The organism is Vibrio genomosp. F10 str. ZF-129, assembly GCF_000287055.2.
In the GTDB taxonomy this organism is placed as follows: domain Bacteria; phylum Pseudomonadota; class Gammaproteobacteria; order Enterobacterales; family Vibrionaceae; genus Vibrio.
The window spans coordinates 22333-42448 of record NZ_AJYQ02000051.1 but is presented as its reverse complement, the minus strand read 5'-3'; the positions used below and the strand labels follow the sequence as shown (position 1 = coordinate 42448).

The following is a 20116-nucleotide window of genomic DNA, read 5'->3' as shown; positions in this document are numbered from 1 at the left end:
TCTAAGGCCAGTCGATGCTTTCATTGGCGTGCTTTTCACATTCCTGTTTGACCATAGTGAAAAGCGCCATTCCGGTCTTTGAGCAAATCCATTGTTGATCGATAAACTTGAAGTGAAAACCCCCTGATTTCGATGCTAACCATATTTCATGCATCGGTTCTTGGCGGTTGATGATGATTTGACTTCTATCATCAAACTCTAAGGTCAGCACATTTCCAGACGCTTCAAAATCAATATCTGCACCTGATTCATCAATCGCATCTTCAATACTCTGTATTTGTAAATCGACCTGTTGATGAAATTCCATATCGTTCATCGTTGTTATCCTATTGCTTTTCTAGACTGTGGTGCGATTATAGGGGGCATTGAATCAATAATCACGAGATGCAAAATGAAAAAATCGATTGTAGCACTTTTTATGCTCTCTATTTTTACAATTGCAGGCTGTGGGCAAACTGGCGGATTGTACATGCCAGAAGAAGCGCCACAAAATGAACAAGCTCAATAAAATAAAACAAACACAATAAATAAGAAAGATCAGTCTAATTTAGAAAGGAAAACACTTTGGATTATTTCAACTACCAGGATGATGGCCAGTTATGGGCTGAAGATACAGCGCTAACGAGCTTAGTTGAGCAATATGGCTCGCCTTTATATGTCTATTCACGAGCGACGCTTGAACGTCATTGGAACGCATTTGATAAATCTGTTGGTGATCACCCGCATCTTGTCTGTTATGCCGTAAAAGCAAACTCCAACCTAGGCGTGTTGAACGCATTGGCTCGTATTGGTTCAGGGTTTGATATTGTTTCGGCTGGTGAACTTGAACGCGTTATCGCTGCTGGTGGCGATCCAAAGAAAGTGGTTTTTTCTGGTGTTGGTAAAACTGAAGCGGAAATGAAGCGTGCATTAGAGCTAAAGATTAAGTGTTTTAATGTTGAATCGGAGTCAGAGTTAGAGCGTTTAAATAAAGTGGCTCAGTCGCTTGGAGTGATTGCTCCGATTTCGTTACGTATTAATCCCGATGTGGATGCCAATACTCACCCTTATATTTCTACAGGTTTGCGCGACAACAAATTTGGCATCGCGTTTGATAGAGCGCCAGCGGTATACAAATTTGCCCAAAGTCTTGAGAACCTGAATATCCAAGGCATTGATTGCCACATTGGATCGCAATTGACGGATCTTGAACCTTTCATCGATGCAACGGATCGATTACTCACTCTGATTGATCAATTGAAAGCCGATGGCATTGATATTGTGCACCTTGATGTGGGTGGCGGTTTAGGTGTTGTGTACCGAGATGAACAACCGCCACAGCCAACGGATTACGCGAAAGCGCTTCTGTCTCGTTTAGGCAATCATCCTGATCTCGAGCTGATTTTTGAACCAGGCCGAGCCATCGCTGCGAACGCAGGTGTGTTGTTGACCAAAGTTGAGTTCGTGAAACATACCGAGCATAAAAACTTCGCCATTATTGATGCGGCGATGAACGATTTAATGCGCCCTGCGCTTTACCAGGCATGGCAAGATATTGTGCCAGTGGTTCCAAGACAAGGTGAAGCCAAAACGTATGATATTGTCGGCCCGATTTGTGAAACGGGCGACTTTTTAGGTAAAGATCGTAGCTTGGTTCTTGCTGAAGGTGATTTACTGGCGATTCGTTCTGCGGGTGCCTATGGATTTGTTATGTCATCAAACTACAACACACGTGCTCGTGTTGCAGAAGTCATGGTTGACGGTGATAAAACGCACTTAGTTCGTCAGCGTGAAGAGCTATCTAGTCTTTGGGCTTTAGAGAACATCTTACCGGAGTAACAGTAGTACTATGCATTTCCATTTTTCTAAAATGCACGGATTGGGTAATGACTTTATGGTTGTTGATTGCATTACCCAAAATATTTTCTTCTCGCCAGATTTGATTCGTCGTTTGGCGAATCGACATACTGGTGTTGGTTTTGACCAGTTGTTGGTGGTTGAAGCCCCTTATGATCCGGAAACTGATTTCCATTACCGCATTTTTAACGCGGATGGCAGTGAAGTTGAGCAGTGTGGAAACGGTGCTCGTTGCTTCGCTAGATTTGTGCGGATGAAAGGTCTTACGAATAAATTTACGGTGAATGTGAGTACCAAGAAAGGCAAGATGACACTGGCGATTGAAGAGGATGATCAGGTCACGGCAAATATGGGCGAACCCGTATTTGAACCGAGCAAAATCCCTTTTAAAGCCAAGCAAACCGAGAAGACATACATCTTACGTACGGATGACGATACCCTCTTTTGTGGTGCTGTTAGCATGGGTAATCCTCATGTGGTTACTGTTGTCGATGACCTCGATACTACCGATGTTGACAGGTTAGGGCCATTGTTGGAGTCCCATGAGCGTTTTCCTGAACGAGTTAATGCAGGCTTTATGCAAGTCATTAGCCGTGATGAAGTTCGATTGCGTGTCTATGAGCGCGGAGCCGGTGAAACCCAAGCATGTGGAAGTGGTGCTTGCGGAGCGGTCGCGGTAGGGATTGTTCAGGGGTTGCTCGATAGCTCAGTCACGGTGCATTTACCTGGTGGCTCTTTGTATATTGAGTGGCAAGGCCCTGGCCATCCACTGTATATGACAGGCCCAGCGACCCATGTTTTTGATGGTCAGCTTTCTTGTTAATTCAGTTTTGTTAGCTCATTTTTGGTCACGCCTACTTGCTAATTAACTAAGCTCATAACAGCTAATTAAGGAATGATTTTGTCACATATAGAAGCGGATACGTTAACCGCTGAAGTGGTTGCCGAGTATCTCAAAGACCACCCTGATTTCTTTTTACAACGTAAAGCATTGGTTGATCGCCTTTCATTGCCTCATCAAGAACAAGGGGCGGTGTCTCTGGTTCATGTGCAGCTAAATAGGCAGCGCCAACGCATTGAAGAGCTTGAAGAAGAGATCACCACGCTAATGTCACTCGCGGCTAAAAATGACCATACGTTCCATGAGTTTATGGATCTTCAAGAGCAAGTACTGAAATGCCAAGATCTGAATAGCGTCTTTGCTGCTATTGAAACGAAAGCTAACGCACTGTCTTTAAAGGCGTATGTTCGATTGATTGATGCCCAAGCGGCCAAGTACATGACGAACCAAGAACAAATCCAACGTTTTTCTTTGAATCATCTCAACGGTAAGCCCGCTTATTTAGGACGCTTACGCAAGATTGATCGGCTAGAGTTATTAGGGGAGCATTCGCGCGCGCCTGAGCTGGGTTCTTATGTCGTGCTTCCGTTAGGAAAAGACAAAACCCTTGGCGTTCTGGTTTTCTCTAGCGAAGATGGTGGGCATTTTCAGCCTCATATGGATACCTTGTTTTTGCGCCACCTAGGCTTGGTTGTCTCACATTTAATCAGCACTCTTCCTTGGCAAGTGATCGATAATGAACGAGCCTACAGCAACACTTCCTCATAGTTTACAACGGCCCTTAGAACGCTTTTATGAATATCTTAGAAGCGAGAAAGGGCTAAGTCTGCATACTCAACGAAACTATAAACAGCAGTTAGAAACCATGGCGATGCAGCTGAGCTCAATGAATCTTACTGAATGGCACGATATCGATGCCGCTTGGGTAAGGCAGCTTGCTAGTAAAGGAATGAGAGATGGAATGAAAGCGAGCAGCTTAGCGACTCGTCTTTCGTGTTTAAGAAGCTTTTTCGATTTTCTCATTCTTCGCGGTGAGCTCAGTGCCAACCCTGCGAAAGGGGTATCCGCCCCTCGTAAGCAACGACCTTTACCTAAAAATCTTGATGTCGATGAAGTCGGGCAGTTGCTTGACGTCGACAGTGGCGATGACCCGCTTTCAATTCGCGATCGTGCCATGATGGAATTGATGTACGGGGCAGGGCTTCGCTTAGCGGAGTTGGTCAGCATTAACATCAAAGATATTCGTGCCAGTGCGGGTGAAATTCGAGTTATCGGTAAGGGAGACAAAGAGCGTAAAGTGCCCTTTTCTGGTGAAGCTAAGATATGGGTTGGTCAATGGCTTAAATACCGTTCAAGCATGGCAAATAACGATGAAAAAGCGCTGTTTGTTTCCAAGACTGGCGTGCGAATTTCCCATCGTAATGTGCAAAAGCGCATGGCAGAGTGGGGGCAAAAACAAGGCATAGCGAGTCATATCAGCCCGCATAAATTACGCCACTCGTTTGCGACTCATGTGCTTGAATCCAGTAACAACTTGCGTGCAGTGCAGGAATTATTGGGCCATGAAAATATTTCGACGACCCAGATTTATACGCACCTAGATTTTCAACATCTTGCACAGGCTTACGATCAAGCCCATCCAAGAGCCAAGAAAAAGGACAAAAAATAGATGCGCTTTTATCGCCGTGTATTGCCTATTCAAGCCATGACTTTTGACCTTGACGATACCTTGTATGATAACCGTCCGGTGATTTTGCGTGTTGAGAGCAAAATCACGCAATGGCTGCATCAGAATCATCCTATCAGTGCTCAACGACCATTAGAGTGGTGGCAACAAGTAAAAAGAGATGTGATGATCAACGAGCCGATGTTGAAACATGACGTGACACGCTGGCGTTTTACTCAAGTTTATCAAGGGCTCAAGTTACTCGGTTATAACGATGAACAAGCGGATCTGGCGGCGACAGCGGCCATTGACAAAGTATTGGAGCTGCGCAGTCAGTTTCAAGTTCCGGATGAAACCCATCGAGTTTTGACTTTGTTAAGTCAGCGTTACCCGCTGGTGGCGATCACCAATGGGAACGTTGATGTTCACAAGATTGCACTCGATCCGTATTTTTCTTTGGTATTAAAAGCGGGTCCAGATGGAAGGGCGAAACCGGCAGAAGATCTGTTTGTTAAAGCCTCAGAATTTTTGAAGGTTGCCCCAAAACACATTTTGCATGTGGGTGATCATCTTATTACGGATGTGGTGGGTGCCAAAAATAATGGTTTTCAGGCGTGTTGGTTTAATGATCAAGATACCGACTTAATGCGCCACCAGCGAAGCCGAGTCCTGCCCGATGTCGAAATAAACCGACTGGATTCCTTACTCGACTTATAACCGGTGACTGAAACGGGTTAGTCTTGACTCTTATATCGATGACCGCATTTATCCGCGTGATAAACCTTCATATAGTGATGAAAAAAATCAGTGAGTTGAGTCGAGGCTTGATCAGCGCCTGCCAGTCGAAGCAGCTCTGCACCGACTTCTAAGGTGCATAAATGCCCGTCGGCTTGATTACGCCTTAATTGATAATTCGAACGTGTACTGGGTGACAAGTGTACGGTTTGGCATTGTGCAAGCCAAGGCGACTTGTTCGCCATCTTTTTCGCTTCTTGCCAAGTGCCATCCAAAATAATAAACAGTGGTGTTTTGTTGTTATTCTCTAGACTCCAATGATGCCTAGTCTGTGAAACGCAGCGGCTTGAGTCATTGGGAAATACCAGCATCGGCACGATATCCGGTTGGTTCATTAATTCAATCAACGATTCGCTGGGCGTGTTCCGCCGCCAAGTATGCTGAGTACACTTGGTTAAGCTTGCCAATAACCACTGACCGCTGTTGGTCTCTCGCTTAAGTTCATTCTCGTGCATCAACAATGCAATATGGATGGGCGATTCGATCGTCGGAATCAAATCGCAGACACAGTGCAGCGACAAGTGACAATGTTTACATGCAGATGCTTTGTTATTCATCGGTATCATCGTTTGTTAGGCGATCTATCTATTGGTCTATGCTATCGACAGAAAACAGCGTTAATCCGTCATTAGCAATAGGGTAGAGGACATCGCCGACTTTTTCTTGGGTCGCAGTCAACTGATCGCCTTCTCGGGTAAATATACGCTCTGAGCGGAGAAATTGACGTTGATGATGAGTCATGACGACCTGGACTTGATCGGCATTAAGTTGCTGCCAATAGCCTTTCTCAACGATCGCTGGCTCGCCGTTATTATAATCGTATTGAGTGACTGCCGTATGATCAGGGAATAACTCTACTTGAACATTGAAATTACTATTATCCGTCGATTTAGCGTTATAAATACCGCTCCAACCTGCTGTTGCGTCTTGGTTAGAAAGTGTGGCGCAACCTTTGTATGTTTCATTCGCTAAGGTTACCTGAGCTTGCCAACCAAATAAGCTATCACTCATACCATCGCTGCAGTTCTTGGCATTTAATAAAAGTTCACCGCTTTCTAAGATGTAGTGACGCTGGTCACTTGAGATTTGATGGTTTGTGATCGTCAGCGCCTGAGCGTCAAAACCCATACGTTGGAAGATAAGCTCGTTGCCTTGAAATCTGGCCGACCAATTGGGTTCAGTGCCATACATACCCGTTGCTTTTGTTGGCAGGTTACATCGATTGGGATTTTCAGCGGTTAACAGGTTGATTTGGTCAACAACAAAGCGCGCTTCAAAATCTGAATCAAAGCCATGATGGCTTGGCGTCACAAGATGGCCTATCACTTCTCCATAGAGAGGCTGGTAGGGCGTTTTAACTAAATGTTGTGCAGGTGAGAGTGGCAAAGAATCGAGCGCCAACCAGAACTGCTTATTACTTCCACATGGGGTAATACTGCTTACCTCATGGCCGATGACGACTTCTCCTCGAAGCACAAACGTTTGGGGTTGAACGGTTTCAGGTTTATCGAGGGTTGCTTTGATTGGTTCAACAGCGGTGGTTGAGGCGGTGTTGGTGGAACAAGCTTGCAGTGCAGCCAGCGTTACCAGCAAAGCAGAACGTTTTAATACCTTCATATGAGAGTCACTTATAACGAATTCAATGAATGCATTATGGCATAGTGATGACGAAAATTAGAAACAAGATAAAAGGGCAAGTGACTGCCCTTTCTTTGGTCTAGAGTGTTGATGTCTAGGGGTCATGATATAGGGGGGATTGCAGGGTGTATCAATGATTAAATGAGGTGTTCCTTCAGATAGTGAGCAACGGCATCGTCGGCATTACTACCAATCACAGGGTTGTTTGGAAGCGCTGCCATGACTTTATGGTGAGACGTGCCCATGACCAAGCCAAGTCCTGCCATGCTCAACATTTCCACATCGTTCATTCCATCACCAAATGCGATGCAGTTTTCGAGTTGTTGGCCAATAGAGTGGGCAACCGCTTTAATCGCTTCGCCTTTTGATACATCGGCTGCCATCACTTCTAAACACCAAGGGGTAGAGAAGGCGATATTCGTTCGTTCACCGAACAGCTCGTTAAGTTTATCTTCATACTGGACGAGATAATCATGATCGTGATTAGGGTGAGTAAAGAATATTTTAGCGACACCATCGACCGGGGCATTATCGACATCAAACACTTTGTACGTAAAGCCAGATTCGTCATGGAAGTTTTTCAGTACACTGTCTTCTTTGTTTAGCAGCCATTCATCGTTTTGATAAATATGAATCATGATGTCAGGATCTTGTTTGATGACATCGATCACCGGTTGAATTAAATCTTTTGGCACGTTTTGGCTGTACATCAGCTGGTCGTTCTGATCGTGAACGCGTGCTCCATTGGACGTAATCATATAAGCAGGAATGCCCACCTGTTCACGAATGCCTGCCACATCAACATGATGGCGGCCAGTAGCGAAAACAAACGTCAGTCCTTTCTCGTGCAGCTCTTTTAGAGTACGTTTTGTGAAGTCGCTAAGTTTATGATTTGGAGCGAGTAACGTACCGTCAAGGTCGGAGGCAACAATATGAAAGTTAGAATGTTTATCGGCAGTAGTCATAATATCCTCATGAGGATGAAAGTGGGTCAATGGGTCTTTTTATGCGCCTAGTTTACGCTAATAATGAGGAAAAAAAGAGGGTAAGTTAAGCTTTCTCTTTTTCCTCATTTAGTGTGAGGTTAAGGGCTAAAGTATGCCGTGCCTAAGACGCTTTGGTCTGCGCTAAGTGATATTCAGTGTTGAGCAAAAAACTGGAGCGTGCAATCCAGAGCATTGTTTCGATAGTCATCTTTTTCAAACAGTAACTCGTGTCTTGATCCGTACACGATTTTTAAGGCACATTGATTGTTGGTTTTCGCCAGTTTTTTAATAAAGCGAATCTGGTCCCTGTTGTCGACGATGACATCTTCACTGGCTTGCATGAGAAGAAGCGGCACCTCAATACGCCTCGTTTGCTGAACGCATTGCTTCGTCGCCATTAGACCTTGCCACACCCAACGGTGAGTTGGCCCGCCTAATTTAAGTTGTGGTTTGTCTTCATAGAGCTGTCGAAACCAGTCATAGCGAATAGAGCTTTGGGTCAGAGGGTTTACCTCAAAAGGTTTCGCGTAATACCCTTTTTGGTCCGGTGCGTAGCGAGGTGACGTCGTCATCATGCTCATTAGTTGGGTCATTGGCAGTGCGATAGACCGGTTTAACCGAGACATAGCAATGCCAAACATCGGTGCGCTGAGCGAAACGGCATCGAAAGGGTGGTTTGGATTGGTCTGTAAATATCGAGTGGCTACTGCTCCACCCATAGAGTGCGCAAGTAAGTAGCGTTTCTCATAATGCTCAAGAGAAAATGAAGTCACCAATTGAACCATATCGTTGATGTAATCATCAAATTCTTCAATGTAACCCATCTCGGTGTCATCGATCAGGCGATCTGACATTCCTTGCCCACGATGATCGAACGAGTAGATGTCATAGCCTTGGTGAAAGAGATCATGGAAAAGTTCCTGATACTTCCAGGCCGATTCAACGCGTCCGTTAACAATAACAATCGCTTTCGTGTGTTTTGGGTCGGTGACTTTACACCAATACAGTTTCTTTCTGTCTTTGGTCGTTAAATAACCTTCGGTTCTCAATTGCCAAAGTTGGGAAATATTTGAACTGATGGCTTGCTCAAAACATGACTCTTGAGTATAAGATGAGTGAATGGAGCTCGATTGATTCATAATATCCTTGGTCAATATTCGAGTGATACTTAAGAGTAAATTATGTTGGGCTAAACCCATTTAGTCGAGGGAAATTCTATGGATATGCATGTTTGGTTAGCCTACGTTGTGACCGCGATTGTATTTAGCCTCGCCCCTGGGTCTGGTACCGTCAATTCGATCAGTAATGGCCTCAATTATGGAACTAAAAAATCCCTATCAGCGATCGTTGGATTACAGTTGGGGTTGGCGTTTCATATTGTGTTGGTGGGCGCTGGCATTGGTGCCCTAGTCGCTCAATCGGCGTTGGCCTTTAGTGTTATCAAGTGGGTAGGCGTGGTTTACCTTGTTTGGCTAGGTGTGCAAAAGTGGCGAGATCAATCCAGCTTAGAAGCGAGTGTGGATCACTCTGCCTTGTCGAGCTGGGTGCTGATGCGCAACGCGTTACTCATCAATTTAACCAACCCCAAGTCTATTGTGTTTTTGGTGGCGTTATTTCCTCAATTTATTAATCCGCATCAAGATCAGCTTACTCAGTTGCTTATCTTAGGTGTGACTACGGTGGCCATTGATAGCGTTGTGATGTTGGGTTATACCTCATTATCCTCTAAATTAGGTCGTTTCATTCGTTCCGAAAGCGTGATGGGGAAGGTGAATAGAGTTTTTGGTTCGATGTTTATGGGATGTGGCGCGCTACTCGCGAGCTCAAAAATATGATTAAATGCATTCAAATCATATGGATAGTTGTGCCATGAAAGATATTTACGTTGCTCGTCAGCCAATTCTAAACGCTAAACGCCAGACATTAGGCTATGAACTCCTATTTCGAGACGGAGAAAATAATGCATTTCCTGCTCATATAGAATCTAATCGAGCAACGTACCGTCTTATTGTTGAAAATTTTTTGGCGATCGGCACGAACCCTTCGATTGAATCCTCTCGTTGCTTTATTAACTTTCCTTACCAAAGCTTAATTCGTCGATTACCGCTTATGCTACCAAAAGATAAGGTGGTGATTGAGGTCCTTGAAACCTGTCAACCAACAGAAGAGTTGCTCACTGCGATCAAAGAACTCCACCAACAAGGGTATTTGATTGCGTTGGATGACTTTGTCTATCACAACGAATGGCGTTCATTTCTGCCCTACGTTCAGATCGTGAAAATTGACATCATGGCGGTCGGGATGGCAAATGCCTGCATCATGCTCAAAAACCTCAAGGCGAGAAACAGTCGCCTACGATTTTTGGCCGAGAGAGTGGAAACTCGAGAAGAGTTTATGACAACGCGGTCGGCAGGGTTTACTCTGTTCCAAGGTTATTTCTTTAGTAAACCTGAGCTAGTCAAACAGCGTTACATTAGCCCTGATCAAGTGGTTGCCATGCAGCTATTTCAAGAGGTGTGTAAGCAAGATGTCGATTTCGACAAGGTTGAGCGTATCATTGCCCAAGATGCTCAATTGTCGTATAAGTTACTTAAGTTTGTTAACTCAATGTCGGATCGATTAAGCGTGCCAATTTCTTCTTTTCGTCAGGCGCTTTTGTATCTTGGCCAAGATAAGTTGAAGTCGTTTGTTTCGTTAACTGTGGCCTCGTTTATTTCGCGTAATAAGCCTCAAGAATTATCAAAGCTCTCTCTGCAACGGGCCCAGTTCTGTCTGCTTATGTCACCCAACCCCATTTTTTCAACCCACCGTGATCAAGCTTTTCTCATCGGGCTATTTTCATTGTTGGATGCATTACTGGATTTATCGTTAGGAGACTTGATGGAGCAACTCCCGCTGAGTGACTCTATTAAATCGATCTTACTTGAAAGAAGTGGACCATTTGGATCTTTACTTCAATTAGAAGAGTGCTTTGAACGGGCGGATTGGCAAGGCCTACAAAGCTTCTGCAATGCATTGGATCTTAATCTTCAAGAGGTTGTGTCTGCGCTCTCGTCTGCACAAAAATGGAGCCAGCAAGTCAATCAGATCGCTTAGTCGTTGCCGTTTTTATTGTTAATCTCTACTTTATCTTTTTCCTGTTTTTAGTCGTTATCTCTTATCTCTATGAACTTTTTATTGCAATCCCGAGTGGGCTATTGACATTCGATAGCGCAAATTTAATATATATGGATATGCGTATATGTGAGATTTAAAATGTTACCGCACCAGTTTTTTAAAATGCTTTCTGATGAAACCCGTATGCGATGTTTGCTTTTAATTGCCAGGGAAGGGCGATTATGTGTGTGTGAGCTCACCAGTGCTTTAGATGAAAGTCAGCCTAAAATATCACGGCATCTCGCTCAACTTCGTCAATCAGGCGTGTTGGTGGATGAACGCGAAGGACAGTGGGTTTACTACCATGTATCACACACATTACCTGGTTGGTTACGTAAGGTCATCGCGGGCTTAAAAGAGTCCAATTGTCTACAGGAACAATATCAATTGGATGTTCAGCGTTTGCAAGCAATGGCTGCACGTCCTTGCACTTAATATGAAGAAGAGATCAATACAATGACGATTAAAGTTGGAATCAATGGATTTGGCCGTATTGGCCGTTTGGCACTGCGCGCTGCTTTTGATTGGCCTGAACTCGAATTCGTGCTTATCAATGATGTAGCAGGTGATACAAACACATTAGCCCACCTGCTGGAGTTTGATTCGGTTCAAGGGCGTTGGCATCACGGCGTGACCCACGAACAGAATGACATTATCGTTAATCAGCACCGCATTCGTACTACACAAGAGCGAGAGATAGGCGCTGTTGATTGGTCTGGTTGTGATGTGGTGATTGAAGCAACGGGTGTACACCGTAAAACCTCTATTTTGAATCAATACTTAGAACAGGGTGTGAAGCGTGTGGTTGTGAGCGCGCCGGTAAAAGAAGAAGGCATTGCCAACATTGTGGTGGGCGTGAATGATGCCATTTTTGATGCCGATAAGCACCGCATTGTGACCGCAGCGTCTTGTACCACGAACTGTATTGCGCCAGTGGTGAAAGTGATCCATGAGAAACTGGGTATTGAACAATCTTCATTTACTACGATTCATGATTTAACTAACACCCAAACGATTTTGGATGCACCACATAAAGATCTCCGTCGCGCGCGCGCTTGTGGCATGAGCTTGATCCCCACTTCTACCGGTTCAGCTACGGCTATCGTTGAAATCTTCCCTGAGCTTAAGGGCAAAATTAACGGCCATGCCGTGCGTGTTCCACTGGCGAATGCATCACTGACGGATATTGTGTTTGATGTGAAGCGTGATACTACGGCGGAAGAAGTGAACGCGTTACTCAAAGAAGCGTCACAAGGAGAGCTTCAGGGCATTCTTGGTTTTGAAGATCGTCCATTAGTATCGATTGATTATCGAGGCGATCAACGTTCAACGATTGTTGATGCTCAATCAACCATGGTTGTGGGTAACCGTATGGTGAAAATCTACGCTTGGTATGACAATGAGATGGGCTACGCAACGCGCACCGCTGAGCTTGTTCGTACTGTTGGTCTAGCATAAGGAATAAATATAATGACAACTTCTCAAGTACACCCAACATGGCAACTTGATCTAGAAACAGGTGCGTTAGTGCTTACTCCGTGTCCAGGCACAAAAGAAGCCGATCTAGATACCTCTTTGGCGCAACTGAAAGCACAAGGCGTAGAAGCAATTGTGACGGCTCTAGACAGCGCAGAACTAGCCAGTAAAAACGTGTCTGAGCTAGGCGAGAAAGCGCAAGCATTAGGTATGCACTGGTTTCAGATCGAGATTGAAGATGATTGTGCTCCGGGGGCTGATTTTGCGGCGAAATGGCAAGCGGCCAGTCCTGCGTTACATAAAGTGGTTGATGGCGGTGGTAAGGTAGCAATGCATTGTATGGGCGGCTCTGGTCGTACAGGTTTGCTAGCTGGACATTTACTGCTCGAGAAAAATTGGGTTCTGAGTAAGATTGTTCAAGAAGTACAGGCGCTTCGTCCTGGTGCATTCACTAAACCCATTCAAATTGAATACATTCATGCTGTAGCGGCTCAGTAAGCTCGTTTATATGTACTGAGTGCACAGGTTTAAGGGCTTTTGAGACATGATGATCCAAAAGCCCTTTTTATCACGTGATGGTTTACCTTATGAGAAGCTCGTATGTTTTCAAATTTAAGCAAAAGTGTTCGCCAGTACATGTTGGTGACGTTTAATTACTGGAACTTCACCATTACCGATGGTGCGCTGCGTATGCTGGTGGTTCTGTATTTTTATGACCTTGGGTATAGCTCGTTAGAGATCGCTTCACTGTTTCTTTTTTATGAATTCTTTGGTGTGGTGACCAACTTAATTGGCGGATGGCTTGGGGCTCGCCTTGGTTTGAATAAGACCATGAATATTGGGTTGGGGATGCAGGTGATAGCACTGGGGATGCTGGCGGTACCTAGTGCCATGTTAACGATTCCTTGGGTGATGGCCGCACAGGCACTGTCTGGTATAGCCAAAGATCTCAACAAAATGAGTGCGAAAAGCTCAATCAAAACGCTGGTGCCAGACAAGCAGCAAGGGGCATTGTATCAATGGATTGCGGTTCTGACGGGCTCTAAGAATGCGCTCAAGGGAGCCGGCTTCTTTATCGGCGGTCTCTTGCTTTCAACCATAGGTTTTCAATATGCGGTGCTGGTGATGGCAGCTGTGCTTACGTTAGTGTTCATTGGCAGCGTGGTGAGTTTAGACGCGGATATGGGCAAAGCGAAAACTAAGCCTAAGTTTAATCAGATTTTTTCTAAGTCTGAGTCCATTAATATCCTCTCAGCAGCGCGCATGTTCTTGTTTGGGGCTCGTGATGTATGGTTTGTGATTGCTTTACCCATTTATCTTGGCAGCGTGTTTGGTTGGGATCACGCATGGGTGGGCGGTTTTCTCGCGACTTGGACCATTGCTTATGGGGTTGTTCAAAGTATCGCACCGAGAATAACCGGTAAGGCTCAAGGTCAAGTTCCCGACGGTCACGCAGCGTTTCTCTGGGCCTTGGCATTGACCGCGGTTACCGCAGGTATTGCCTATGCTGTACAAGTGGGGTGGCAGCCAGAGCTTGTTATTATTGGCGGATTGATGGTGTTCGGCGCTATTTTTGCTGTTAACTCATCACTTCACTCATACCTGATTGTGAGTTATGCCAAAGGCGATGGCGTGTCACTGGATGTGGGTTTTTATTATATGGCCAATGCGATGGGGCGTTTGATCGGTACGATTCTATCTGGTTGGGTATTTCAAATGGGGGGCCTTGCAGCCTGCTTATGGGTTTCTTTTGCGTTTTTGTTATTGACGACATTCATCTCGATAAAACTGCCAAGGCTAAACCAAGTGGCAGCATAAATTAGCCAGAATCTGGACTCAATGGAACAACATGTTTTAACCAAAATCTGACCAGGATGTTACATCATCGGATTTTTTGCTGCTATATTCGATCTGTTCATGATGGGAGCTAGGAGTGTTTGGTGAGAGAGCGTGTTCAATTTTTTGATTTATTACGCTGCGTTGCTGCGGTTGCTGTTATCGCGATTCATGTACTTGCGCCTTATCGCCATGAGTTAGGCTCCATTCCTTTTGACCAATGGCTAACGGCGGTGAGTATCAATGGGGTATCGCGCTGGGCCGTCCCTGTCTTTATCTTGATATCAGGCGCCCTGATGCTTAGTGATCAGCGACCGTTCGACGCCAAATACTATGTCAAACGTCGACTCGGTAAGGTGTTATTGCCTTTTATTATTTGGTCTTTGTTCTATGCGTATTTATCAGGCTGGACTCTCGCGGGATACGATATCGGGGTAACTAAACAGGTACTGTCTGACAGCCTAACGCACTCCACGTACTATCATTTAGGCTTTTTCTACTACTTCATTCCGCTCTATTTTGTGATTCCGTTGCTGCAAATATTTGTGCGTCGAACAACGGATGAAGCGGTCTATGCGTTGGTGGCGGTTTGGTTGTTCACGACGGTACTTTACTTGTTCAAGGTAGATGGGCCATGGAGTAATCAGTTTTGGTTGTACTCTGGTTACTTACCATTAGGGTATGTGCTATTTAAGAAAGTACCGCTTAATAAAACCAGTGTTGGGATCTTTACCGGTCTTGGTGTAATCGCACTCGTTGCTACAGTGGTATCGGTCGTGAATTTAAGTGTGACGGCAGACGCCTATACTGTGGGCCGTTGGCTATCCTATAAAACACTTAACGTTATATTGGCCGCGAGTATGGTATTTATGCTGTGCCGTTATTTTGGAGAGAGTTTATCAGAGAAAACGCGCAAGGTTGTTGGTGTGATTAGTCAAAATAGTTTGGGGATCTATATCCTACACCCGATTTTTCTGTGGCCGATGAAAGAGTTTGGTTGGTATCAGGGACACCCTGCATGGGTTATCCCAGTATGGATTGTGGTCAGTGGTGCAGGGGCGTTGTTATTGAGTGTTTTGTTTTCTCATTCAGCAAAGACACGTTGGTTGCTGCCATAGTCCCCAAATAAGCGATACCTTATAAAGCTAGCGTTTCATCGCGAAGTGAAGAAACTTGTCCCCTTGGTAGGTGAGTGTTCCCTTATCACCAGGGTTTAGTGCATGGTAATAATGGACACCTATTTGAAATTCTCGCTTAGGACCGACAGCTCCGCGCTGTACATAGATCCAAAACTCTTCTTCTTCACCGGGTTGGGCATCAGGAACCTGAATGGTTTGTTTATCTAAAATGGTGACGTTAACCGACTGCTCAGGCGCATTTTCTCCTTGGATGTGCTTTCGATAAAAACCAAGGAAGACCCAAGCTGCGCCTAGCGCTAACAGGGCTACCGCAATAAAAAGTGAAACAGGCATGACGCTCTCCGTAATATTGACAAGTTATTGTAGCCTCGACTGTCACTGAGTTTTCTGTTTGTGATCATGAATCGTGACCGATGTATTAATCTATTCATCAATTAGTTTAGATTAGCTTACTTTCAATGGGTTACAGATCGAGGTTTATCAATTATTTTTGGAAAATACTCGAAAAAGTGATGTGCATATAGAAGAATGGAAGTATGCCTGTCTACAATAATAGCCATGGAGGATTGCAATGTCTGATATTGAAAAAGTCGTTTTACGCACCCGTAAACTCGAAGCATTGCTCCGCGGGCACTATCACGCGGATGGAAAAGGATTGCATCAGTTAATCAGTAGCTGTGAAGAGCGACTTCCTCATGATGTGATTGGAAAACTGAGATATATCGCGACAATTCGCAATAAAATCGTTCATGAAGATGACTATGAGCTAGAAGATAGGCGGTCTTTTCTTTCTACCTGTGATGAATGTGAGCAGGAGCTAACACCGAGAAGCGGACGTTTTATTTGGCGAGTCGCGATTGCTTTAATGATGTTTATCACTTTAATAGCGCTAGGGTTTTACTACGTACATTGGGATGAATTATCGAGACATTTATAATTGAAATGAATCAGTAATGTCGATGGGTAAGTTGAAGTGATTTATCTATGAGCTAAAAAAACAAAAGGGACGCAAATGCGTCCCTTTTGTTTTTTGTGATTTTAGTAATACATCACGGGCAGGGTCATTAAGCCAACTACCACGGCGATCATTACAAGTCCTTGTTTTTGTGAAGAAGTAATCATAACTCTGCTCCTCTGTTTAGATGTTTGATACTGTGCTAATAACAATAGCACTGATTTGGTGGTTTGATCAAGTATTTGTTTGGCTAACCTTCAAAATACTAACTTTACTCTTGGTTAATTGACGTGAAACATAGCTTTAGTTGTCTGTTTTTGTTCTGTTTTTATTTTGAGCTAATCGTATCTATTTTTGTCTTTATTATTTTAACTCATTGTTTTTAATTTAAATTTAATGGTTCACTTAGTGTTCGTTGTTTGTTTTTTTGTTGTTTTGGGTGGTTGGTTGCCTGTGTGGTTTCTATCTTTGTAAAGTTGGGGTAAATTTGTTTTATCTGTGGGGGAATTAAAGGTTAATGCTATAACCTCTGTTTAATTGACTATAAAGTCATTTATTTTCCTCGTATAAATGGCTTAGCGATCTCCTGGGTTTTCAAGTTGTTGTTTTCCCTTTTATTTAATTTATATCATTGTATTTATTGGGTTTTATAAATATTTCTTGGCTTTATTTTTTATCTAACGCGGCATGTTTTCTATTTTTAAGGATTGGTTTTAGTCTCTTTGTGCTCAAAGTGTCGATAATCGACCATACTGAAAGAACCACTGAATCAGGATAATGGTAGGTAGTGACCGCCGTAAAAACGCGTTACAAAGGAATCACAATCGAGATCCAATTTTTGTCATACACTCCTAGACATCACCTGTTACACGCCTAAACTGGCGGCGTAATAAAAAGAGGTGGTGGTATGTGGAGTTGGATGTCTGTCGCTCTGGCGGGCTTTGTGAGTATTTCAGCAAATGAAAATAGTAAAAATACGCAAGCGATAGCTTTTCGAGCGGTGAGTTTTCTCTTTTTATTGATCATTTTGTTTCAAAAGAACGCGGAATTGACTCCAGTTCAGCTTTGGATCTCTCTTGGGCTTGGCATTTCAATGCTAGGGGATTCCTTGTATCTGCTTAAGCGTTATCACCGAGTCTGCTTTACCTGCTTTTTGGTTGCACAAATATGTTTAAGTAAGTCGTTTTGGGTTCAATTATCGGGTGGCATTGAGTGGTGGTTGCCGGCCTTTTTGTTGGCCAGTGGCTTGTTGGCTTTTTTCCTGTTACTTCCTCAGATTGATCGCTTGATTTTCCCTGTGACACTGATGGGGTTGGTACTTGTTCAATTAGCTTGGGCTGCAGGGGCTGTTTGGCTATTGCAGTCATCAATGTTGAGTTTATTCGGCTTTATTGGTTCTTTAGTCCTTATTCTATCGGCAGGTCTTTTAGCTATTCATGATTATCGACGTCCTATTTTAGGTGGGAGATATGTGGTTTCTGGTGCTTATTTACTTGCGTACTCTCTGATTACCGCTTCTGCTATTGTATAATGCGTCATTCACTTAACGGTTATGTAGGTAGTTCCAATGTCTAACGAAATCCACGCGCATGCTGTGCTTAATATGCTCCGTGAAAATGCAATGACGGAAGAGGCGTTACGAGAAGCGGTTGCTAAGGAATACGGAAATGATGTTACGTTTCGTACTTGTAGTCAGACTGGTTTTGAACTTGATGCGCTGCTGGAATTCTTTCAGCGAAGAGAAAAAGTATGGGTAAAAGATGGCGTATGGTCGCTGAATGCCGAGCGTGTTTGTAGCCACTAATTTTTCGACATTGCATCTACCTATTATTGTTATCTAAATCCGGTTTCTTAAGGGCGTTGAAGTCGTTATACTGCGCCAACTCTTTTTAACCGGATTGCTTGTTATGGAAATTTTATCTGCCGCGACCATGTTGTTTTTGATCATGGATCCATTAGGCAATCTTCCTATCGTTCTCTCTATACTCAAACACTTAGATCCTAAACGACGTCGTAAAGTGTTATTCAGAGAGTTGATGTTTGCTCTCGTGATTTTGATGACCTTCTTATTTGCAGGTCAAAGCATTATGAACTTCTTGCAGGTTGAACCGGAAACGCTCAGCATTTCAGGCGGAATCATATTGTTTATTATCGCCATTAAGATGATATTCCCAAGTGCAGGAAGTATTACAGGCCTAGCCGCTGGAGAAGAGCCGTTTATTGTTCCTATGGCTATTCCAATGATTGCAGGGCCCTCAGTCATTGCTGCACTACTTTTACTTTCCAGTCAGTACCCAGATAATCTATTAGAGCTTTCTGCCGCGGTTATGCTAGCGTGGGGGGCGACGTTCATTATCTTAATGTTCTATGGCTTCTTCCACCGAATCCTTGGTGAACGAGGGCTAAAAGCGATTGAGCGATTGATGGGGTTACTGCTGGTTATGATTTCAACTCAAATGTTCTTGAATGGAATCAAAGGTTACATGGCTGTCGCCGGATAACGCTCATTGGATCAATTGAATTTATGACAATAAAAGCCGCTCATCAGTTGAAGCGGCTTTTTTGTTGGGCATGTGTTTCATCTTGAATTAGGTTGGCGCATGGAAGGCTTATGTCTTTCCAATAAAAACGGACTAAATCCATTAAAATTCAAGTTAATCAATATCAAGGCTGTGGGTTTTGGCTGTCAGGTAACATACGTTTATTGCGGATGTCGATTAACGCGCATACCCCAAAAACCAGGATTGATAACCTATCTCCCCAGCTTAAACTGAGTTGTTTTGAAAACGCCGCAGAGAAAATCACCGTTTGTAGAATATGAGTAAAAAATAGAAAACCCATGATGATATGGAGCACTAAATTTAATGGGTAATGAAAGGGCACAAAGACATTGTATGCCAACACTCCCCATACCATTGCAATAACCGCCTTGGCGATGATGATTCCCCCATTCATAACCTACTCCTTTTCATTATTCTTTCGACTTATTCACGATTGATTGGCATGACCACTGGTTACCGCTCTAGTCTAGTAAACAGCCTGTAGCTGACTTGTCCTGTTGTCTTTTCTCTGTGGGTATGCCAATGCTCGGGTATCCCTTCCAAAGTCAGCTCTTTTTCTGTTTCAACATAAATGAGTGCGTCATCACTGAGCCAGTTATTCTGTTCAAGTAACACAATCGCTTCTGCTAATAGCCCTTTTCTGAACGGCGGATCAATGAAAACGATGTCAAACGGTGTTCCCGCTTGTTTCAAGTAGACCAAACTATCGCTGTTAACGACTTCAATGTTATCCGCTTTGAGCAGCTCTGCATTGGTTTTCAGCTGTTTGTATGCCTGATTGTTCAGTTCAATCAGCGTTACTGAGCCCGCTTGACGAGAGGCGGCTTCAAAGCCTAGCCCCCCCGATCCTGCGAAGAGATCGAGACACTTAGCTTGTGGCACATCTTGAGCAAGCCAATTAAAAACAGTTTCTTTTACTCTGTCTGTTGTTGGTCTTAGCCCTTCCAGGTCATGAACGGGTAATTTTCTTCCTCTCCATAGGCCTGTGATAATACGAACAAAGCCCCCGGAAGGCTTTTTTTGTGATGTGTTTTGCTGACGACGTCTTACCATAGATTTTTTGACCGCTAATTAAGTGTTACTATACACCGCTACTCTAAATATATCGTTAGGGTGTAATCTGAATTTTATAATGACAGAGTGTATCAATCTAATGAAAGATTTTTCACTGCTTTGTCATTTTCTTTTCTGTAGTAAGGATAATTCTACAGAAAAGTGTTGTTGTTAGTTT

25 protein-coding genes are annotated in these 20116 nt (G+C 43.9%); 17 read left to right on the top strand and 8 right to left on the bottom strand.

What is annotated here, in order from left to right; translation table 11 throughout:
- Position 1 precedes the first annotated feature (1 nt).
- Positions 2-316: an iron donor protein CyaY gene (cyaY, locus tag A1QO_RS06185; RefSeq protein ID WP_017036837.1), complete on the bottom strand. Its 315-nt coding sequence runs from the start codon at positions 314-316 to the stop codon at positions 2-4.
- A 75-nt stretch (positions 317-391) separates the two neighbouring features.
- On the opposite strand from cyaY, the gene lptM reads away from it, so the two are divergent.
- The 6 genes from lptM to yigB all read left to right on the top strand — a co-directional run bounded on the left by lptM (position 392) and on the right by yigB (position 5060).
- On the top strand, positions 392-508 hold the full coding sequence (lptM, locus tag A1QO_RS20765; protein WP_017036838.1) for an LPS translocon maturation chaperone LptM: 117 nt from the start codon (positions 392-394) through the stop codon (positions 506-508).
- A gap of 56 nt (positions 509-564) precedes the next feature.
- Positions 565-1818 (top strand): diaminopimelate decarboxylase, encoded by a 1254-nt coding sequence (lysA, locus tag A1QO_RS06175; RefSeq protein ID WP_017036839.1) that lies wholly within the window; start codon positions 565-567, stop codon positions 1816-1818.
- Positions 1819-1828: 10 nt separating this feature from the next.
- Positions 1829-2659 (top strand): diaminopimelate epimerase, encoded by an 831-nt coding sequence (gene dapF, locus A1QO_RS06170; RefSeq protein ID WP_017038508.1) that lies wholly within the window; start codon positions 1829-1831, stop codon positions 2657-2659.
- Positions 2660-2737: 78 nt separating this feature from the next.
- On the top strand, positions 2738-3445 hold the full coding sequence (locus A1QO_RS06165; RefSeq protein ID WP_017040842.1) for a DUF484 family protein: 708 nt from the start codon (positions 2738-2740) through the stop codon (positions 3443-3445).
- Positions 3414-4346, top strand: coding sequence for a tyrosine recombinase XerC (gene xerC, locus A1QO_RS06160; protein WP_017036842.1), 933 nt, complete (start codon positions 3414-3416; stop codon positions 4344-4346). The genes A1QO_RS06165 and xerC overlap by 32 nt, the downstream gene beginning before the upstream one ends.
- On the top strand, positions 4347-5060 hold the full coding sequence (yigB, locus tag A1QO_RS06155) for a 5-amino-6-(5-phospho-D-ribitylamino)uracil phosphatase YigB (RefSeq protein WP_017040841.1): 714 nt from the start codon (positions 4347-4349) through the stop codon (positions 5058-5060).
- Positions 5061-5077: 17 nt separating this feature from the next.
- On the opposite strand, the gene A1QO_RS06150 is transcribed toward yigB, so the two are convergent.
- From A1QO_RS06150 to A1QO_RS06135, 4 genes are all read right to left on the bottom strand, one after another.
- Complete coding sequence (locus A1QO_RS06150) at positions 5078-5695, bottom strand: tRNA-uridine aminocarboxypropyltransferase (protein WP_017040840.1); 618 nt, start codon at positions 5693-5695, stop codon at positions 5078-5080.
- 28 nt (positions 5696-5723) lie between these two features.
- Positions 5724-6755, bottom strand: a complete 1032-nt coding sequence (locus A1QO_RS06145; protein ID WP_017036845.1) for a COG3650 family protein — start codon at positions 6753-6755, stop codon at positions 5724-5726.
- A 158-nt stretch (positions 6756-6913) separates the two neighbouring features.
- Entirely contained in the window at positions 6914-7741 is an 828-nt protein-coding gene (locus tag A1QO_RS06140; RefSeq protein WP_017036846.1) for a Cof-type HAD-IIB family hydrolase, read from the bottom strand.
- A 173-nt stretch (positions 7742-7914) separates the two neighbouring features.
- Entirely contained in the window at positions 7915-8901 is a 987-nt protein-coding gene (locus tag A1QO_RS06135) for an alpha/beta fold hydrolase (protein WP_017040839.1), read from the bottom strand.
- A 78-nt stretch (positions 8902-8979) separates the two neighbouring features.
- Here A1QO_RS06135 and rhtB point away from each other — a divergent pair, with 78 nt between their 5' ends.
- The 7 genes from rhtB to A1QO_RS06100 all read left to right on the top strand — a co-directional run bounded on the left by rhtB (position 8980) and on the right by A1QO_RS06100 (position 15348).
- Complete coding sequence (gene rhtB, locus A1QO_RS06130; RefSeq protein WP_017040838.1) at positions 8980-9597, top strand: homoserine/homoserine lactone efflux protein; 618 nt, start codon at positions 8980-8982, stop codon at positions 9595-9597.
- A gap of 34 nt (positions 9598-9631) precedes the next feature.
- Positions 9632-10858 carry an EAL and HDOD domain-containing protein gene (locus tag A1QO_RS06125; RefSeq protein ID WP_017038505.1) on the top strand — a complete coding sequence of 409 codons (1227 nt, stop codon included), beginning with the start codon at positions 9632-9634 and terminating at the stop codon, positions 10856-10858.
- Positions 10859-11017: 159 nt separating this feature from the next.
- Positions 11018-11353, top strand: a complete 336-nt coding sequence (locus A1QO_RS06120) for a metalloregulator ArsR/SmtB family transcription factor (RefSeq protein WP_017036850.1) — start codon at positions 11018-11020, stop codon at positions 11351-11353.
- Positions 11354-11374: 21 nt separating this feature from the next.
- Complete coding sequence (locus A1QO_RS06115) at positions 11375-12376, top strand: ArsJ-associated glyceraldehyde-3-phosphate dehydrogenase (protein WP_017040837.1); 1002 nt, start codon at positions 11375-11377, stop codon at positions 12374-12376.
- Positions 12377-12388: 12 nt separating this feature from the next.
- On the top strand, positions 12389-12892 hold the full coding sequence (locus A1QO_RS06110) for a cyclin-dependent kinase inhibitor 3 family protein (RefSeq protein WP_017040836.1): 504 nt from the start codon (positions 12389-12391) through the stop codon (positions 12890-12892).
- 102 nt (positions 12893-12994) lie between these two features.
- On the top strand, positions 12995-14212 hold the full coding sequence (gene arsJ / locus A1QO_RS06105) for an organoarsenical effux MFS transporter ArsJ (protein WP_017036853.1): 1218 nt from the start codon (positions 12995-12997) through the stop codon (positions 14210-14212).
- A 122-nt stretch (positions 14213-14334) separates the two neighbouring features.
- Positions 14335-15348 (top strand): acyltransferase, encoded by a 1014-nt coding sequence (locus A1QO_RS06100; RefSeq protein WP_017040835.1) that lies wholly within the window; start codon positions 14335-14337, stop codon positions 15346-15348.
- Between the two features lie 27 nt (positions 15349-15375).
- Here the strand turns inward: A1QO_RS06100 and A1QO_RS06095 are convergent, their stop codons facing one another.
- Entirely contained in the window at positions 15376-15702 is a 327-nt protein-coding gene (locus A1QO_RS06095) for a DUF2500 domain-containing protein (RefSeq protein ID WP_017036855.1), read from the bottom strand.
- 238 nt (positions 15703-15940) lie between these two features.
- On the opposite strand from A1QO_RS06095, the gene A1QO_RS06090 reads away from it, so the two are divergent.
- The 4 genes from A1QO_RS06090 to A1QO_RS06075 all read left to right on the top strand — a co-directional run bounded on the left by A1QO_RS06090 (position 15941) and on the right by A1QO_RS06075 (position 18825).
- Positions 15941-16306: a hypothetical protein gene (locus tag A1QO_RS06090; protein WP_017036856.1), complete on the top strand. Its 366-nt coding sequence runs from the start codon at positions 15941-15943 to the stop codon at positions 16304-16306.
- Positions 16307-17231: 925 nt separating this feature from the next.
- The gene (locus A1QO_RS06085) at positions 17232-17855 is read left to right on the top strand and encodes a lysoplasmalogenase (protein WP_017036857.1); all 624 of its coding nucleotides are present in this window, start codon (positions 17232-17234) and stop codon (positions 17853-17855) included.
- A gap of 36 nt (positions 17856-17891) precedes the next feature.
- Complete coding sequence (locus tag A1QO_RS06080) at positions 17892-18128, top strand: YecH family metal-binding protein (protein ID WP_017038501.1); 237 nt, start codon at positions 17892-17894, stop codon at positions 18126-18128.
- Between the two features lie 103 nt (positions 18129-18231).
- Positions 18232-18825 carry a YhgN family NAAT transporter gene (locus A1QO_RS06075; protein WP_017036859.1) on the top strand — a complete coding sequence of 198 codons (594 nt, stop codon included), beginning with the start codon at positions 18232-18234 and terminating at the stop codon, positions 18823-18825.
- 163 nt (positions 18826-18988) lie between these two features.
- Here A1QO_RS06075 and A1QO_RS06070 read toward each other — a convergent pair whose 3' ends face one another.
- A complete protein-coding gene (locus A1QO_RS06070; protein ID WP_017036860.1) occupies positions 18989-19279 on the bottom strand; it encodes a DUF1145 domain-containing protein in 291 nt (96 codons plus the stop codon).
- A 59-nt stretch (positions 19280-19338) separates the two neighbouring features.
- On the bottom strand, positions 19339-19938 hold the full coding sequence (gene rsmD / locus A1QO_RS06065) for a 16S rRNA (guanine(966)-N(2))-methyltransferase RsmD (RefSeq protein ID WP_017038500.1): 600 nt from the start codon (positions 19936-19938) through the stop codon (positions 19339-19341).
- Positions 19939-20116 lie beyond the last annotated feature (178 nt).

Bases quoted from the DNA above. Each gene is read 5' to 3' on its own strand.
- A1QO_RS06110 (WP_017040836.1), top strand. From the start codon at position 12,389: ATGACAACTTCTCAAGTACACCCAACATGGCAACTTGATCTAGAAACA.
- A1QO_RS06075 (WP_017036859.1), top strand. From the start codon at position 18,232: ATGGAAATTTTATCTGCCGCGACCATGTTGTTTTTGATCATGGATCCA.
- arsJ (WP_017036853.1), top strand. From the start codon at position 12,995: ATGTTTTCAAATTTAAGCAAAAGTGTTCGCCAGTACATGTTGGTGACG.
- A1QO_RS06145 (WP_017036845.1), bottom strand. From the start codon at position 6,755: ATGAAGGTATTAAAACGTTCTGCTTTGCTGGTAACGCTGGCTGCACTG.
- cyaY (WP_017036837.1), bottom strand. From the start codon at position 316: ATGAACGATATGGAATTTCATCAACAGGTCGATTTACAAATACAGAGT.
- yigB (WP_017040841.1), top strand. From the start codon at position 4,347: ATGCGCTTTTATCGCCGTGTATTGCCTATTCAAGCCATGACTTTTGAC.
- A1QO_RS06070 (WP_017036860.1), bottom strand. From the start codon at position 19,279: ATGAATGGGGGAATCATCATCGCCAAGGCGGTTATTGCAATGGTATGG.
- A1QO_RS06140 (WP_017036846.1), bottom strand. From the start codon at position 7,741: ATGACTACTGCCGATAAACATTCTAACTTTCATATTGTTGCCTCCGAC.
- A1QO_RS06120 (WP_017036850.1), top strand. From the start codon at position 11,018: ATGTTACCGCACCAGTTTTTTAAAATGCTTTCTGATGAAACCCGTATG.
- rhtB (WP_017040838.1), top strand. From the start codon at position 8,980: ATGGATATGCATGTTTGGTTAGCCTACGTTGTGACCGCGATTGTATTT.
- A1QO_RS06095 (WP_017036855.1), bottom strand. From the start codon at position 15,702: ATGCCTGTTTCACTTTTTATTGCGGTAGCCCTGTTAGCGCTAGGCGCA.
- A1QO_RS06150 (WP_017040840.1), bottom strand. From the start codon at position 5,695: ATGAATAACAAAGCATCTGCATGTAAACATTGTCACTTGTCGCTGCAC.
- A1QO_RS06125 (WP_017038505.1), top strand. From the start codon at position 9,632: ATGAAAGATATTTACGTTGCTCGTCAGCCAATTCTAAACGCTAAACGC.
- lptM (WP_017036838.1), top strand. From the start codon at position 392: ATGAAAAAATCGATTGTAGCACTTTTTATGCTCTCTATTTTTACAATT.
- dapF (WP_017038508.1), top strand. From the start codon at position 1,829: ATGCATTTCCATTTTTCTAAAATGCACGGATTGGGTAATGACTTTATG.
- rsmD (WP_017038500.1), bottom strand. From the start codon at position 19,938: ATGGTAAGACGTCGTCAGCAAAACACATCACAAAAAAAGCCTTCCGGG.
- A1QO_RS06135 (WP_017040839.1), bottom strand. From the start codon at position 8,901: ATGAATCAATCGAGCTCCATTCACTCATCTTATACTCAAGAGTCATGT.
- A1QO_RS06080 (WP_017038501.1), top strand. From the start codon at position 17,892: ATGTCTAACGAAATCCACGCGCATGCTGTGCTTAATATGCTCCGTGAA.
- A1QO_RS06085 (WP_017036857.1), top strand. From the start codon at position 17,232: ATGTGGAGTTGGATGTCTGTCGCTCTGGCGGGCTTTGTGAGTATTTCA.
- xerC (WP_017036842.1), top strand. From the start codon at position 3,414: ATGAACGAGCCTACAGCAACACTTCCTCATAGTTTACAACGGCCCTTA.
- A1QO_RS06090 (WP_017036856.1), top strand. From the start codon at position 15,941: ATGTCTGATATTGAAAAAGTCGTTTTACGCACCCGTAAACTCGAAGCA.
- A1QO_RS06115 (WP_017040837.1), top strand. From the start codon at position 11,375: ATGACGATTAAAGTTGGAATCAATGGATTTGGCCGTATTGGCCGTTTG.